Raw genomic sequence first — 14,983 nt, forward strand, 5'->3', positions numbered from 1 at the left:
CATGGTCAGCGTGGCCGATCTCACTGCGCCCGGCCGCACGACGGTGATGGGCATTGTCAACGTCACCGAGGACTCGTTCTCCGACGGCGGCCGCTGGCTTGCCGCCGACGACGCGATCGCCCACGCGCACGAACTCGTGCGGCTCGGGGCAGACATTATCGACGTCGGCGCCGAATCCACCCGACCCGGCGCCACCCGCGTGCCTGCGGAGGTGGAGGCGGAGCGCGTCCGCCCCGTCATCGCGGCGCTGCACGCGGACGGGATCCGCACCTCGGTGGACACGATGCGCGCGTCGACGGCGCTCGCGGCTGCCGACGCCGGCGTGGACCTCATCAACGACGTCTCCGGCGGCCTCGCCGACGCCGACATGTACCGCGTCATGGCCCGGACCCAGCTGCCGGTGTGCCTGATGCACTGGCGCGCCGACGCCTTTGTCAACGCCTCCGGGGCCGCCGACCACGGCGGGGACGTGGTGCGCGACGTCCACCAGGTGCTGGGCGAGTTGGTGGACAACGCGCTGGCCGCCGGCGTGGCGCACGACCAGATCACGCTCGACCCCGGCCTTGGCTTTGCCAAGACGGCCGCGGACAACTGGGCGCTGCTGAACGCGCTGCCGGAATTCATCGCCGGCGAGTTTCCCATCCTGGTCGGCGCGAGCCGCAAGCGCTTCCTCACCGGGGTGCGCAAGGAGCGCGGCCTGGAGCACGGCCCCGTCGACGCCGACCCCGCCACCGCCGCCGTCACCGCGCTGTCCGCGCACTACGGCGCGTGGTGCGTGCGCGTGCACGAGGTCGCGGTCTCGCGCGACGCCGTCGACGTCGCCGCGCTGTGGCGCGACGGGGGTGCGCACTGATGGCCGACCGCATCGAACTGAAGGGCCTGCAGTGCTTCGCGCACCACGGCGTGCTCCCGCACGAGACCGAGTTTGGCCAGGCTTTCACCGTGGACATCACCTGCTGGGTGGACTTCGCCGAGGCCGCGGCGGGCGATGACCTAACCAAGACCGTCAACTACGCGGAGCTCGCGCAGCTCGCCTACGACGTTGCCGTGGGCACCCCGCGCCAGCTCATCGAGACCGTCGCCACTGAGATCGCCGACACCGCGATGGGCCGCTTCGACGCGCTGCACGCCATCGAGGTCACCGTGCACAAGCCGCACGCCCCGATTCCGCTCGTCTTCGACGACGTCGCCGTCGTCTGCCGCCGCAACCGCAAGCACAGGAGGTAGCATGCGCGCCGTCATTTCCGCTGGCTCCAACATGGAGGATTCGCGCGCGCACCTCGCCTCGGTGGTGGATCACTTCGCCGACTCGCTCGTCGCCGTCAGCTCGCTCTACGCCACCGCCCCCTGGGGCAAGACGGACCAGCCGGACTTTCTCAATCAGAGCATGCTTATCGACGCCCCCCTCACCCCCGCCCAACTCCTCAGCGAGTGCCAGGCGCTCGAGGAGGCCGCCAACCGCGTCCGCGTCGAGCGCTGGGGGCCGCGCACCCTGGACGTGGACATCGTGGACATCGCCGGCTACACGTCCAACGACCCGGAGCTGACGGTGCCGCACCCGCGGGCGCACCTGCGCGCGTTCGTCCTCGCGCCCTGGCTGGAGATCGACCCGGCCGCTACCCTGGGCGGCGAGCGCGTCGCCGACCTGCTCGCCCGCCTGGACCCGGCGGAGCGCGACGGCGTGCGCAGACTGGAGGGCTAAGAGGATGAGCAGCGAGGGCATGCGTCGCACGTCCTACGCGGCGCTGATCGGGACGGCGGGGTTCTGCGCGGCGGCCACATTGATTCTGATGCGCCGGTGGTACGGGGCGGTGGCGTCGATAGGCGCTGCTGTGCCCTCGAGCCTCTGGGTGCTGGCGCTGGTGTGTGCGGTGCTCGTGGTGGTGGTGAAGCGGCGGCGCTCCGACGGGCGGGTCGGGCTGGACCGCTCGCAGCTCAACCCGATGATGGCCGCGAATTTTATGCTGTTTGGCAAGGCGTGCGCGTGGGCCGGCGCGGTGTGCGGCGGGGCGTACCTCGGGCCGCTGGTGTACGTGGTGCCGCGGCTGGGCACGCTCACCGCGGCGGGGGAGGACCTGCCGGGGCTCATCGGCGGCGTGGTCGGCGGCCTGCTGCTCGCGGTGGCGGGGGTGTTGCTGGAGAAGGCGTGCGAGGTGTCGCCACCCTCGTCGGGCGAGGGCGTTAGCTAAGGTACTAATCATGACTGCCCAACCCTCTTCTAGTGACCGCGGAAACCTCTGGGTCATCGTGCCGTTCGCGCTCGCGATCGTGGGCACGGTGGTGATGCTGTTTACCAACTCGGCAAACGCGCTGAAAATCTCGCTCATCCTCGCGCTGTGGGCCGCCGCGGCCGGGCTGATCGTGATCTTCCGCATGCGCCGCGACCGCGACGAAGCGACCCGCGCGCTCAAGCAGAGCGAGGCGAACCACAAGGAGGAGCTGGCGCGCCTGGAGCGCCAGCCGGCGGCCGCCGCGGGTGGCGCGAGCCCGGTGGACACCGAGCTGCTCCGCGAGCTGCAAGCGGAAATCAAGGCGCTGCGCTCCCAGCTGGAGGAGATGAGCGGGCAGGTCTTCGAGTACGAGCCGGCCGCGGTGCGTGCGGCGGCGCGGCGCATCCAGGAACTCGAGCGCCCGGCGGAAGCGGAGGCAGCGGCTGAGCCGACTGCGCCGAGCGAGCCGGCTGAGCCCGTTGAGGCGCCCAAGCCCGAGCCCCACAAGCACGAGACCAAGGGGCCGTCGAGCTTTGACACCGCGAAGATTTCCGTGGTGCGCACCCCGGCGCCGGAGCGCCCGAACGGCTCCCACCGCCGTGGCCGTCCCAGCGGTGCGCCGAGCAGCGACGCTGTGCGCGGCAACATCGGGCAGCAGCCGCAGCGCGAGCAGCAGAACCCGCTGTCGGCGCTGATCAGCGAGCGGACCAAGACCGAAACCGCCGCACCCAAGCCGGAGCCGGAGCCCAAGCCTCAACCCCAACTGCAGCCGGAGCCGGAAGAGCACGTCGGGCGGCATGAGCAGGGCGTCGAGAAGCGTGAAAGCGATGAGCGCCGCGGAGGCCGACGCCGCCGCGATGCCGGCCGCGAGGGCTCGCTGTCCGTCTCTGAGCTGCTGGAACGCAACAAGCGCTAGTGGCGCCGACACTCTTGGCCGGCGCGATCGGCAACGCGTGCGGGCTCGCCGACGACCTCGAGCGCGCCGGGCACACCGTCCGCCCGCTCGACCTCGCGGACCCCGGGCTCATCGCGCACGTGGACCTCGTGCTCATCGACGTCGCCAGCCCCGCCGAAGTCCGCAGCATCGCCGCCCGCCTCGCCCCGTACGCGCGGCCGCGCCAAATGTTCCTGCACACGGCGCTGCTCGGCGGCGCGCAGCTGCTCGATGACGTGGAAACGGCGCACGCGATCGTCATGTGCGCCTACCGCCTCCACGACCGCACGTGGCTTACGTCCGCGGCCGACGAGCTCGGCGAAGGCGTCGTCGCCATGCTCGTCGCGGAATCCGGCGGCACCGCCGTACCCATCGCAGATTCGGCGCGCCCGCGCATCGCCGCCGCGCAGGAACTCCGCGCCGCGCAGCGCACCTTGCTTATCGACGCCCACCAACTCCTCACCTCCGCCGTCCCCAACCTCCCGGCGTTCGGGGACGAGCCCGCGGGCGAGGGGCCGGGCCTCGACCCGGCCACGGCGGACCTGCTGCTGGGCGCGATCGATGATCCAGGCGTGCGCCGCGCGTTCGTGGACATGCAGCGCAGGGGTGCGGAACAGGCCCGCGACGCCGCCATGCAAGTGTGGGCAATGGACAAATACGAAGGGAGAAACCAATGACGTTTACACCGGGAGCAGCGACCGTCGTGCGCGACGAGGCGCTGCTGGCCACCTACGGGCGCGCGTTCCGGAAGGTGGGCAAGTCGATCGTGGTCGTGCCGCTCGGCCGCGCGGTGCACGCCGGGCACATCGAGCTGATCCGGGCGGCGAAGTCGCTGCTGGGCTCGTACGTGTTTGTCACCTTTTCGGGCGACGAGGTCCCGGAAGTCTTCGCCGAAGAAAAGGTTGACGTGGTCTTCCACGGAGAACTGGGCTGCGCCGCCAGCGTGGACACCGGGATGGCGCACCTGGAAGACGCCGAGGCGGTCGGGCGCGACGTGGCGCGGCTGCTCGCCACGCTCAACGCCACCCACGCCACGGACCTGGTGCTGGGGGAGAAGGACTTCGAGCTGCTCGTGGCGACGCAACTGGCGGTCACGGCGCTGCGCATGGAGGTGAAGATCCACAGTGTGCCCACGGTGCGTATGCCGGACGGGCTGGCGGTGAGCCTGCGCAACGGCGACGTGCCGGAGGAGCACCGCGACGCGGCGCTCGCGCTGGCCGCGGCGTTGACGGCGGGCGCGCACGCGGCGGAGCGCGGAGCGGACGCGGTCCTGGAGACCGCCCGCGGGGTGCTCGCCGCCGCCGGGGTCGAGCCCGCCTACCTTGAGCTGCGCGACCTTGCCATGCGCCCCGCCCCACCGACCGGCGACGCCCGCCTCCTCGCCGCCGTCGATCTGGGCGGCGTGCACCTGATTGATAACGTCGGCGTGCCGCTGGGCGTCGGGTTTAAAAACATCGAGGCATAGCGGGCGCTACACTCTTGGGCATGTCTGTGTCCAACATCGCTGCACTGCTGAACCAGCGCTTCGGCTTCACCTTCGACCAGGAGCAGGTCCTGGAAACGGGCCGCACCGCCGATTCCACCCTGTACACCGCGTCCAACGAGAGCGGCCAGGCCGTGGAGGTCGAGCTGTTTGCCGCCACGCCGGGGCCCGACGCAGCCGATGTGGTCGGCGCGCTCAACACCGCGCTCGCGGAGGCGTCGCACCCGGGCGTGTTCCAGCCGCGCGGCGCCGGACTGACCGACGGCGGGCACCTGTTCGTGCTGCGCGAGGCCCCGACCGGCACACCCCTGCGCCAGCTGTTGGGCGAGAAGCAGGCCGTCGGCTCCGCCTTCACCAAGACTGAGGCCCGCGACCTGCTCCAGCCGGTCGCCGAGGCCATCGACGCCTACAACCGCGAGGGCCACGCCGACTTTGTCGCCCGCTCGATTACACCGGACCACCTGCTGGTCCAGCCCGCCTGGTCGTCCACGCCCGTGAAGATGGCGCTCGTGGGCCCTGCGCCCTCGCTGAGTGACGCCACCGGGTCCGCCGAGCGCAACCGCGCCGATTTCCGCGACCTCGTCGCCGAGCTCACCGGCACCCCCGTGGACGCCGAGCTGGCCGGCGAGTCCGGCTCCTGCGCCGGCTACCTCCTCGCCCTGGCAGGCGGCGCCGCCTCCGCGGTCGAGGACCAGGGCCCGCTGACCTCCGTGGCGCCGCGCCCGCAGGACGGCTACCGCAAGCCCCCGGAGCCGTACGCCTACGGCCCCACCGGCGAGTACAAGCGCCCGGCCGTGGTGAAGAGCAAGATGAACCCGTGGCCCTGGATCATCGCGGTGCTCGTCCTGCTGCTCATCGCGCTCGGCGCGTTCTGGTGGTGGTGGGACAACAGCCGCGGCGCGCAGTGGGAGGGCGCCGACGCGGAGATCGCCGAGGCGTACCCGCAGCTGGTGTCCGGCAGCTCGGGCCAGAAGGGTTGGGAGGACCTGCAGTGCGAGTCCGCCACCCCGGAGCAGGGCCAGGAGGGCAAGATCCGCTGCGCCAACCAGGACCTGGGCGTGTCCGTGTCCAAGTACGTGTCGCAGGACGCGCGCGACGAGGTCGTGCCGGGCCGCGACGAGGCCGTCATCCTGGGCAGCGGCGAGTGCATGATCGACTCCTACGAAGTCCCGGACGCCTACCCGCCGGCCTTCGTGATGGTGCCGGAGAACAAGGAGCAGTTCATGGTGGTCATCAACGGCCACGAGGCCGAGGAGAAGCGACTCGCGCTGCCGATGTGCGAGTAGCGCCACCGCCCGCCGTGGCATACAGTAGGCGGGCTCAGCATTGCCTGGAGCACAGGGGAGCGTCGATAAGCGTGCTGCCCGCGTGCTTTTTCTTTTATCCCACAGAAAGGTGACTCCGCGCGTGACCGCCCGTACCGCTTCCGCCGCACCCAACCCGGCGGTCCTGCTTGGCATCCTCGTGTTCTCGGCGATGATGATGATCTTCAACGAGACGACGGTCTCGGTGGCCCTGCCGGCGATCATGCAGGAGTTCGCGGTCAGCGCCGACGTGGCGCAGTGGCTGCTCACCGGCTTCATGCTCACGATGGCCGTGGTGATCCCCACCACCGGCTTCCTCATCGAGCGGCTTACAACCCGCACCCTGTACTTCGCAGCGATGGGCCTGTTCATCGGCGGCAGCGTGCTCGCGGCGCTCTCGCCTGCCTTCGTTGTCTTGATCCTCGCCCGCATCGTCCAGGCCGCGGGCACGGCGGTGATGATCCCGCTGCTGTTCACGGTCACGCTCAACGTGGTTTCGCCGCAGCGCCGCGGCACGGTGATGGGGCTCAATGCCGTGGTGATCTCGGTCGCCCCGGCGCTCGGCCCGGCGCTGGCCGGCGCGGTGCTGAACGCGTACACGTGGCACCACATCTTCTGGGTGATGGTGCCGGTGCCCGTGCTGCTCGTCGTCTGCGCGTTCTTCTTCATGCGCAATGTTGGCGAGACCCGCTCGACGCCGCTCGACCTGCCCTCGGTCGGGCTGTCGGTGCTGGCGTTCGGCGGCCTGGTCTACGGCTTATCGACGTTCACGCAGCTCCTCACCGGCGAGTCCGTCGCCCCGGCGATCGCGCTGGTGGTGGGCATTGCGTTCACCGTCGTGTTCGTGCGCCGCCAGCGCCGCCTTGCCGCCCGCCACCGCGCGCTGCTGGACTTCGGGGCGTTCCGCTACCGCGACTTCACCTGCTCCATCATCGCCGTCGTCTTCATCTTCGGCGCGTTCCTGGGCACCGTGAACCTGCTGCCCATCTACATGCAGGGCGCGCTCGGGCTGTCCACGCTGCTCACCGGCCTGCTCCTGCTGCCGGGCGGCGTGGCGCAGGGGATCGCCTCGCCGATCGCGGGGCGGATCTACGACGCCGTGGGGACCCGCCCGCTGGCCGTCCCCGGCGCGATCCTCATGGGGGCCTCGCAGGCCGCGCTGTGGCTGCTGCTCGGCGAGGACACTCCGGCGTGGGTGATCGTGGTCTCGCTGATCGCGGTGAACGTGGCGATGGCGATGGTGATGACGCCGCTGCTCACCGCGTCGCTGTCCGCCCTGCCGAACGCGCTGTACTCGCACGGCTCCGCGATCCTCAACACGCTGCAGCAGCTCGGCGGCGCGGCCGGCACCGCGGTGCTCATCGGCGTGATGTCGCTGCGCGTGGCGGCGGGCGCGACGCAGGCGGAGGGGTCTGCGTCGGCGTTCGTGGCGGGGGTGGTGGCGTCGATAATCGCCCTGGCCGCGGTGAGTCTTGTGGGCGGGCGGCGCGGTACCGTGACCGTGGAGTCGAGTGAGCCTCGCTGACCGACTACGATGGCTGAACGTGAATACGCCAGAACTTTCAGAGCAGCAGCAGATCCGCCGGGACAAGAGGCAGAAGCTTCTCGACGCCGGCCAGGACGCCTACCCAGTCAGCGTCGAGCGGACCACCTCCCTGCAGGACCTGCGGGCGAAGTACCAGGCCGTGCCCGAGGGGGAGGGCGACGGCGCGACCAAGCTGGAGCCGGGGCAGGAGACCCAGGACGTGGTGGCCGTCGCGGGCCGCATTATGTTCCAGCGCAACACGGGCAAGCTCTGCTTCGCCACCCTGCAGGAGGGCAACGGCACGCAGCTGCAGGTCATGCTCTCGCTCGCGGAGGTCGGCGAGGACGCGCTGGCCGCGTGGAAGTCGGACACTGATCTCGGCGACATCGTGTCCGTGAAGGGCCGGGTCATCGCTTCTCGACGCGGCGAGCTCTCCGTCCAGGCGCAGTCCTGGCAGATGGCGTCGAAGGCGCTGCGTCCGCTGCCCGTCGCGTTTGCGGACATGAACGAGGAGCAGCGCGTCCGCCAGCGCTACACCGACCTGATCATGCGCGAGGACGCCCGCACGAACGCGATGACGCGCATCCGCACCATCGCCGCGGTGCGCAAGTACCTCACGGGCGAGGACTTCGTGGAGATTGAGACGCCGATGCTGCAGACGCTGCACGGCGGCGCCGCCGCCCGCCCGTTTGTGACCCACTCGAACGCGCTGGACATCGACCTGTACCTGCGCATCGCGCCGGAGCTGTACCTCAAGCGCGCGGTCGTCGGCGGCATCGACCGCGTCTTTGAGATCAACCGGAACTTCCGCAACGAGGGCGTGGACAAGTCGCACTCGCCGGAGTTCACCATGCTGGAGACCTACCAGGCGTGGGGCACCTACCACGACGGCGCCAAAATGATGAAGGGCCTGGTGCAGTTCTGCGCCCGCGAGGTCTTCGGCTCCGAGCAGGTCACGCTTGCCGACGGCACCGTGTACGACTTCTCCGGCGAGTGGAAAGTCCTGGAGATGTACCCGAGCCTCAACGAGGCCCTCGCCCGCAAGTTCCCGGGCCAGCCCGAGGTGACCATCGAGTCGAGCGTGGAGGAGCTCACCGCCATCGCCGACACCATCGGCCTCAAGGTGCCGGAGGGCGCCGGCTGGGGCCACGGCAAGCTGGTCGAGGAGATCTGGGAGGAGCTGTGCAGCGACCAGCTCTACGAACCGACGTTTGTGACCAACTTCCCGGTCGAGACCTCGCCGCTGACGCGCGACCACCGCGACAAGCCCGGCGTGACCGAGAAGTGGGACCTCTACGTGCGCGGCTTCGAGCTGGCCACCGGCTACTCCGAGCTCGTCGACCCGGTGATCCAGCGCGCTCGCTTCGAGGATCAGGCGCGCCTGGCCGCCAACGGCGACGACGAGGCCATGGTGCTTGATGAGGACTTCCTCGCCGCCATGGAGCAAGGCATGCCGCCGACAGCCGGCTGCGGCATGGGCGTGGACCGCCTGCTCATGGCCCTGACTGGCCTGGGCATCCGCGAGACCGTGCTGTTCCCGATGGTCAAGCCGGAGGCGTAGGTGGCCGCAGACGCGGGCGTTCCCGCGCACGGCGCGCACATGGCGCTGCTGCCGCGGCGCGTGCCGGCGTGGCTGCTCTGGTCGGCCGCAATCATCGGCCTGCTGCGCGCCGCGATCATCCTGCCGCTGCTTCGCGACGGCCTCGACTTCGTTCCCATTTGGGACGCCGTCCAGCGCTACACGCACGGCGTCCCGGTCTACAACGAGGACTACTCCACGTCCGACCCCCACTACCTGTACGGGCCGGGGGCGAACGTTGTCCTGGCGCCGCTGGCGGTGTTCGGCTCGTTCGATGTGGCCCGGTGGGCGATGGTGGGGGCGAGTGTGGCGTCGATAAGCATTGCCCTCTGGTGGACCGCCAAGATGGTCGCGCCGGACATGGCGCGCCCGCTCACGCTCGCGGCGATCGGCATTGCGTTCAACGTGCCGGAGCCGGTGGAATCCACGATCTACCTCACGAATATCAACGGGTTTTTGCTGCTGGTCATGGTGGCGTTCGTGCACGCGTGCCTGCGCGACTACCGCGGGTCGAGGGTTGTCGCCACGCTCCTGCTCGCGTACGCGGTGACGATCAAACCGCAGTTCATCGTGCTCATCGCCGTGCCGTTCCTGCTGGGGCAGTGGTGGGTGCTCGTCGGCGCGGGCGCGGTCTACGCGGCGCTGTTTGGCATCGGCTGGGCCACCACCGCGGAGCCGGGCTGGTACACCGAGCGGCTCGTGCCCTACCTGGCGGAGACGCGGCAGTACGACAACGGCGCGATCGGCGCGCTCGGGCTCAGCGGCGCGGGCACGGTCGCGGTGAGCATCGTCGTGCTCATCGGCGTGTTCGGCGCGGTGGCGGTGCTGTTCCCGCAGCGGCGCGAGCTTGGCGTGGTGTGGGCGTTTTGCACGATCGGCGTGCTGTTCTGCGGCGTGTTCCTGGTCGGCGGCCTGCTGCAGGGCTACTACGCGGTGTGGTTGATCCCGCTGGCCATGACGGCGGTGGACCTGCGCTCCCCGGTGCGCAGTTGGGCGGCCGGCGTGGCGCTGGTGTGCACGATGGGCGTGATCGCGCTGCCCGGGGTGCCCAGTTTGCTCTCTACCCTCGGATGGAGTGCCCTGCCCTTTGCTATTGCGGTGGCGGCGGGCCTAAGATTGAGGCCAACAACAGGGTTGTTACCCGCGTGAGTTCGCGGGGCAAGACCTGGGGCGTTTTGGCGTCCCAGGTCTTTTTGTTTGCCTGAAGCGAAAAGGAGCATACCGATGGCATCCACGAAGGTCGGCCGCCAGGAGCAGGCTGCCGACATCCTCGCCGGTATCGGCGGGCCGGACAACATTGTGAGCATGACGCACTGCGCGACGCGGTTGCGCCTCGAGCTTGTCGACGCCACCAAGGCCGACAAGGAACGCCTCGAAGCCAACCCCAAGGTGATGGGTGCTGTGCCGCAGGGCGGGAGCCGCTACCAGGTCATCATCGGCGGTGACGTGGCGAATGTGTACAACGACATCAATAACCTGCCGGAGATGGCGGGGCGCGGCGCCGTGTCCAACGACGACCTGAAGAAGCAGCAGCGCGACAAGGCCAAGGGCCGGCTGCCGTGGCTGGATACGTTCTTTGAGTACCTGTCGGACTCGTTCCGCCCGATCCTGGGCGTGCTGCTGGGCGCGTCGCTGATCATCGCGTTTGCCGCGGTGCTCGACGCGTTCCACCTCGTGGACTTCCGCGCGGAGGTGAAGACGCCGGGCTGGCAGTTCGTCGACGCGATGTGGAACTCCGTGTTCTACTTCCTGCCCGTGGCGGTGGCCTACAACGCCGGCAAGAAGCTCAACATTGACCCGTGGGTGCCCGCCGCGATCATGCTGGCGCTGTTCACGCCGAATTACATGACGCTTGACGAGCACCCAGAGGTGCACACGGTCGAGCTTTTCGGCGAGCCGACCGACGTGATCGATGTCTTCGGCCTGCCGATGATCCACAACGGCTACGACGGCAACGTGTTCGTACCGCTCATCATGGCCGCGGTCGCCGCGGCGCTGTACAAGGGTTTCCAGAAGATCATCCCGTCCGCGGTGCATATGGTCTTCGTGCCGTTCCTCACCCTGCTGGTGATGATCCCGGTCACCGCCTTCCTCATCGGCCCCTTCGGCTACCTGCTCGGCGCCTGGATTGGCACCGGCCTGGCCTGGATGAACGGCAACGCCCCGTTCGTTTTCGCGCTGCTTATCCCGATGCTGTACCCGTTCCTGGTGCCGCTCGGCCTGCACTGGCCGCTCAACGCCTTGATGCTGGTCAACATTGACACGCTCGGCTACGACTTCATCCAGGGCCCGATGGGCGCGTGGAACTTCGCCTGCTTCGGTGCCACCGCCGCGGTGCTGGCTATCTCGCTTCGCGACCGCGACCCGCTCATGCGCCAGACCGCCGGCTCCGCCCTGGCCGCTGGCCTGCTCGGCGGCATCTCCGAGCCGTCGCTCTACGGCATCCACCTGCGCTTCAAGAAGATCTACCCGCGTATGCTCGTCGGCTGCTTCGCCGGTGGCCTGACCATCGCGATCCTGGGCACCCCGTTCGGCGGCGTGAAGACCAACGCGTTCGTGTTCACCTCCATCCCGACCGTGTTCGTGTTCGACCCGATGTGGGTCTACCTCGTCGCGATTGCCGTCGCGTTCTTCACGGCTTTCTTCGTCATCCTCATCACCGACTACCGCACCCCGGAGGAGAAGGCGGAGGCGCTCGCCCGCGCCGCCGCTGCACGTGACGGTGTGGAGACTGAAGCCGCCGACGCCGTCGACCCGGCTCCCGCAACCGCCGCAGCACCTGCTGCCGCCGCTGAACCTGCTGAGCCCGCCGTGGTGACCAAGGAGGTCCTGGCGCCGATCGCCGGCGCGGTCGTCCCGATGGACAAGCTCGGCGACGCCGCCTTCGCCTCCGGTGCGCTCGGCCACGCGGTCGGCATCGAGCCGCAGGCCGACAACGTCACCGTCGCCGCCCCGGTGTCCGGCAAGGTTATTTCCGTGGCCAAGACGGGCCACGCCTACGGCATCAAGACCGCCGACGGCGTGGAGATCCTGGTGCACATTGGTATTGACACCGTCAAGCTCGGCGGCGAGGGCTTCACCCCGGTCGCTGAGAAGAAGCAGCAGATCAAGGCCGGCGAGCCGCTGGCGGAGGTGGACTTCGCGTCCATCAAGGCCTCCGGCGTCGACCCGACCGTGATCACCACGGTGGTCAACTCCAAGACGCTCACCGGTGTTGATGACCTGGCCGCCAACACCGTCGCCGAGGGGCAGCCCGTCCTCGGCGTGACCAAGTAAGGCCCACTCAGCCACAGCGCGCCCGCAGCGGAAGATCCCGCGGCGGGCGCGTTACGCTTAGGGCATGCAAGTCCTGCGCGTGTTTAACAACAACGTCGTGCTCGCCCGCCGCGGCGACGAACCGGTCGTGGTCACCGGCCGTGGCGTGGGCTTCAAGATCAAGCAGGGCGACGCGCTCGACGAGTCCAAGATACAGCGCATCTTCGTGCCTATCGACGGTCGCGACCCCGACCACGCAGGCGAAATGATCGCGGGACTACCGGCCCGGACGGTCGACGATGCCGCGGCCGCCCTCGAAGAGATCGGCGTGAACCCACGGCTGACCCTGGTGACCGCCATCGCGGACCACATCGGCGGCGCCGCCGAGCGCGCGGAGGCGGGCACCACCGTGGAGTACCCGCTGCGCGCTGAGGTCACGCACCTCTACCCTGAGGAGGCGGCGCAGGGGGAGCGGCTGCTCGCCGCGATCAACCGGCGGCTCGACGCGCCGCTCCCGCCCGAGGAGGCGACGGCGCTGACCCTCCACCTGGTCAACGCGGGGTTCAACACCGGCGACTTGGCGCACACGTACCGCATGACGGGCGTGATCCAGCAGATGCTGGACGTGATTGGGGCTGAATGGGGTGAGGGGGTGGACGTGGCGTCGATAAGCACTGCCCGCTTCATCACGCATGCGAGGTACCTCTTCGTGCGGCTGGAGCGCGGGGCGCAGCTGGACCACGGGAATTCGCCGCTGACGCGCGAGCTGCTGCGCGCGTACCCCGCCGAGATGGCGGTAGCGCGGAAGGTCGCGCAGGTGGTTGAGCTGCGGTTCGGGCGCGAGCTGACTGACGACGAAGTCGCGTACCTGGGGCTTCACGTCGCCAGGCTGCAGGAGGCGCAGGCGGACGAGTAGGGTCGGGGGCGGACTAGCGAAAGGAATGACCATGACCAACCGCACTGTTCTCTACGGAATCGGAGTGTCCGCCGGCACCGCATCCGGCCCGCTTGCAGTTGTGAGGCCCGCCGTCGGCGTGGACGACAGCGAGCCGGCCGCCGTTGAGGGCGACAGCGAGCGCGTCAAGGCGACGCTGCAGGAGGTGGCGGAGTCCCTGAAGCAGCGCGCCGAGCATGCGAACTCCGCGACGTCGAAGCAGGTGCTGGAGGCGACCGCGACGCTGGCGACGGACCGTGGGCTGATTCGCGGCATCGAGAAGGAGCTGAAGAAGGGCACCGGCGTTACGCACGCGATCCACGACGCCGTCGAGGTCTACGCCGGGAAGCTGCGCAAGCTCGGCGGCTACATGGCGGAGCGCGTGACCGACCTGTACGACATCCGCGACCGCGCCACCGCGCGCGTGCGCGGCCTGCCGGAGCCGGGCGTGCCGGACTTCGCCGAGCCGTCGATCCTCGTCGCCCACGACCTCGCGCCCGCCGAGACTGCGACGCTCGACCCGGAGCGCGTGCTGGGCATCGTCACCGAGGGCGGCGGCGCGACCTCGCACACCGCGATCCTGGCCGCGCAGCTGGGCATCCCGGCGGCGGTGCAGGTGAAGGGCATTCTTGGGGCGATTGACGACGCCACCCCGCTCGCCATCGACGGCGGCGTCGGCGAAGTCATCGTCGCCCCGTCCGACTCCGATGTGAACGAGCTGGAGGAGCGCTCCCGCCGCCGTGCAGAGGCGCTGGCCGGCTCGTCCGGCGAGGGCGCGACCCGCGACGGCTACAAGGTGAAGCTGCTGGCCAACATCGGTACCGCGGAGGACGCGGAGAAGGCCTCCAAGTTCGACCTGGAAGGCTCCGGCCTGTTCCGCACCGAGTTCCTGTTCCTGGACCGCGACTCAGCGCCGACCGTGGACGAGCAGACCGAGACCTACACCCGCGTGCTGCGTGCCTTTGGCAAGCGCCGCGTGGTCGTGCGCACCCTGGACGCGGGCGCGGACAAGCCGCTGAGCTTTGCCGACCTCGGCGAGGAGGAGAATCCGGCGCTGGGCCGCCGCGGGCTGCGCCTGTCCATGGTCCGCGAGGACCTGCTCAACGACCAGCTGCAGGCGCTGGCCAACGCCCACGCCAATGTGCCGGAGGCCGAGCTGTGGGTCATGGCGCCGATGGTCGCCACGGTGGAGGAGACCCAGTGGTTCTGCGACAAGGCCCGCGGTTACGGGCTGCCCAAGGTGGGCATCATGGTGGAGACCCCGGCGGCGGCGATCCGCGCCGGGCACGTGCTGAGCATTGCTGACTTCGCCTCGATTGGCACCAACGACCTGTCCCAGTACACGATGGCCGCCGACCGCATGCAAGGTGAGCTGGCGGAGCTGCTCAGCCCGTGGCAGCCGCCGGTACTGAACATGATCAAGGCGACCGGCATGGGCGGCTACGCCACCGGCAAAACGGTCGGCGTGTGCGGCGAGGCCGGCGGCGACCCGCTCATGGCGCTCGTACTCGTCGGCTTGGGCATCACCTCGCTGTCCATGGCGCCGACGAAGGTGAACGCGGTGCGCGCCGCGCTGCGCCTGCACGACATGGACACCTGCCGCCAGATGGCCAACTACGCTGTCGACGCCCCGACCGCGAAGGAAGCGCGCGAGAACGTGCTGAAGATCGCGGATCCGGTGCTCCGCGACCTGCTGTAACGCCTTTTGGGCATGGCTGCCCGCGCGCCAGGATTCCTGGCGCGCGGGCTTTTGCGTTGG

General features: G+C 69.6%; 14 protein-coding genes. All 14 read left to right on the top strand.

The window, feature by feature from the left end:
- Position 1: 1 nt before the first annotated feature.
- The 14 genes from folP (at position 2) to ptsP (ending at position 14,923) form a co-directional block, all read left to right on the top strand.
- Positions 2-853 carry a dihydropteroate synthase gene (folP, locus tag CKJ84_RS08865; RefSeq protein WP_095546700.1) on the top strand — a complete coding sequence of 284 codons (852 nt, stop codon included), beginning with the start codon at positions 2-4 and terminating at the stop codon, positions 851-853.
- Positions 853-1,227 (top strand): dihydroneopterin aldolase, encoded by a 375-nt coding sequence (gene folB / locus CKJ84_RS08870; protein WP_095546701.1) that lies wholly within the window; start codon positions 853-855, stop codon positions 1,225-1,227. The genes folP and folB overlap by 1 nt, the downstream gene beginning before the upstream one ends.
- Before the next feature lies 1 nt (position 1,228).
- Positions 1,229-1,702, top strand: coding sequence for a 2-amino-4-hydroxy-6-hydroxymethyldihydropteridine diphosphokinase (gene folK, locus CKJ84_RS08875; protein WP_095546702.1), 474 nt, complete (start codon positions 1,229-1,231; stop codon positions 1,700-1,702).
- 4 nt (positions 1,703-1,706) lie between these two features.
- Positions 1,707-2,189 carry a DUF3180 domain-containing protein gene (locus tag CKJ84_RS08880; protein WP_369801179.1) on the top strand — a complete coding sequence of 161 codons (483 nt, stop codon included), beginning with the start codon at positions 1,707-1,709 and terminating at the stop codon, positions 2,187-2,189.
- A 10-nt stretch (positions 2,190-2,199) separates the two neighbouring features.
- Positions 2,200-3,126: a DUF6779 domain-containing protein gene (locus tag CKJ84_RS08885; protein ID WP_095546703.1), complete on the top strand. Its 927-nt coding sequence runs from the start codon at positions 2,200-2,202 to the stop codon at positions 3,124-3,126.
- Positions 3,126-3,821 carry a hypothetical protein gene (locus tag CKJ84_RS08890; protein ID WP_095546704.1) on the top strand — a complete coding sequence of 232 codons (696 nt, stop codon included), beginning with the start codon at positions 3,126-3,128 and terminating at the stop codon, positions 3,819-3,821. The genes CKJ84_RS08885 and CKJ84_RS08890 overlap by 1 nt, the downstream gene beginning before the upstream one ends.
- Positions 3,818-4,609, top strand: a complete 792-nt coding sequence (locus CKJ84_RS08895; protein ID WP_095546705.1) for a pantoate--beta-alanine ligase — start codon at positions 3,818-3,820, stop codon at positions 4,607-4,609. Before CKJ84_RS08890 ends, CKJ84_RS08895 begins: the two co-directional genes overlap by 4 nt.
- Before the next feature lie 20 nt (positions 4,610-4,629).
- Positions 4,630-5,913 carry a hypothetical protein gene (locus tag CKJ84_RS08900; RefSeq protein WP_095536294.1) on the top strand — a complete coding sequence of 428 codons (1,284 nt, stop codon included), beginning with the start codon at positions 4,630-4,632 and terminating at the stop codon, positions 5,911-5,913.
- Between the two features lie 121 nt (positions 5,914-6,034).
- The gene (locus tag CKJ84_RS08905) at positions 6,035-7,456 is read left to right on the top strand and encodes a DHA2 family efflux MFS transporter permease subunit (RefSeq protein WP_233125628.1); all 1,422 of its coding nucleotides are present in this window, start codon (positions 6,035-6,037) and stop codon (positions 7,454-7,456) included.
- Between the two features lie 19 nt (positions 7,457-7,475).
- Entirely contained in the window at positions 7,476-9,017 is a 1,542-nt protein-coding gene (gene lysS / locus CKJ84_RS08910; RefSeq protein ID WP_095546762.1) for a lysine--tRNA ligase, read from the top strand.
- On the top strand, positions 9,018-10,184 hold the full coding sequence (locus CKJ84_RS08915) for a glycosyltransferase family 87 protein (RefSeq protein WP_095546706.1): 1,167 nt from the start codon (positions 9,018-9,020) through the stop codon (positions 10,182-10,184).
- 75 nt (positions 10,185-10,259) lie between these two features.
- Positions 10,260-12,311, top strand: coding sequence for a glucose PTS transporter subunit IIA (locus CKJ84_RS08920; RefSeq protein WP_095536291.1), 2,052 nt, complete (start codon positions 10,260-10,262; stop codon positions 12,309-12,311).
- A gap of 64 nt (positions 12,312-12,375) precedes the next feature.
- Positions 12,376-13,206 carry a PRD domain-containing protein gene (locus CKJ84_RS08925; RefSeq protein WP_095546707.1) on the top strand — a complete coding sequence of 277 codons (831 nt, stop codon included), beginning with the start codon at positions 12,376-12,378 and terminating at the stop codon, positions 13,204-13,206.
- Positions 13,207-13,237: 31 nt separating this feature from the next.
- Entirely contained in the window at positions 13,238-14,923 is a 1,686-nt protein-coding gene (gene ptsP / locus CKJ84_RS08930; RefSeq protein ID WP_095536289.1) for a phosphoenolpyruvate--protein phosphotransferase, read from the top strand.
- Positions 14,924-14,983 lie beyond the last annotated feature (60 nt).

Source organism: Corynebacterium sp. NML 120412 (genome assembly GCF_002285155.1).
Classification (GTDB): domain Bacteria; phylum Actinomycetota; class Actinomycetes; order Mycobacteriales; family Mycobacteriaceae; genus Corynebacterium; species Corynebacterium gottingense.

Coding starts and splice junctions, on each gene's coding strand:
- folP (WP_095546700.1), top strand. CDS start 2: ATGGTCAGCGTGGCCGATCTCACTGCGCCCGGCCGCACGACGGTGATG.
- folB (WP_095546701.1), top strand. CDS start 853: ATGGCCGACCGCATCGAACTGAAGGGCCTGCAGTGCTTCGCGCACCAC.
- folK (WP_095546702.1), top strand. CDS start 1,229: ATGCGCGCCGTCATTTCCGCTGGCTCCAACATGGAGGATTCGCGCGCG.
- CKJ84_RS08880 (WP_369801179.1), top strand. CDS start 1,707: ATGAGCAGCGAGGGCATGCGTCGCACGTCCTACGCGGCGCTGATCGGG.
- CKJ84_RS08885 (WP_095546703.1), top strand. CDS start 2,200: ATGACTGCCCAACCCTCTTCTAGTGACCGCGGAAACCTCTGGGTCATC.
- CKJ84_RS08895 (WP_095546705.1), top strand. CDS start 3,818: ATGACGTTTACACCGGGAGCAGCGACCGTCGTGCGCGACGAGGCGCTG.
- CKJ84_RS08900 (WP_095536294.1), top strand. CDS start 4,630: ATGTCTGTGTCCAACATCGCTGCACTGCTGAACCAGCGCTTCGGCTTC.
- CKJ84_RS08920 (WP_095536291.1), top strand. CDS start 10,260: ATGGCATCCACGAAGGTCGGCCGCCAGGAGCAGGCTGCCGACATCCTC.
- CKJ84_RS08925 (WP_095546707.1), top strand. CDS start 12,376: ATGCAAGTCCTGCGCGTGTTTAACAACAACGTCGTGCTCGCCCGCCGC.
- ptsP (WP_095536289.1), top strand. CDS start 13,238: ATGACCAACCGCACTGTTCTCTACGGAATCGGAGTGTCCGCCGGCACC.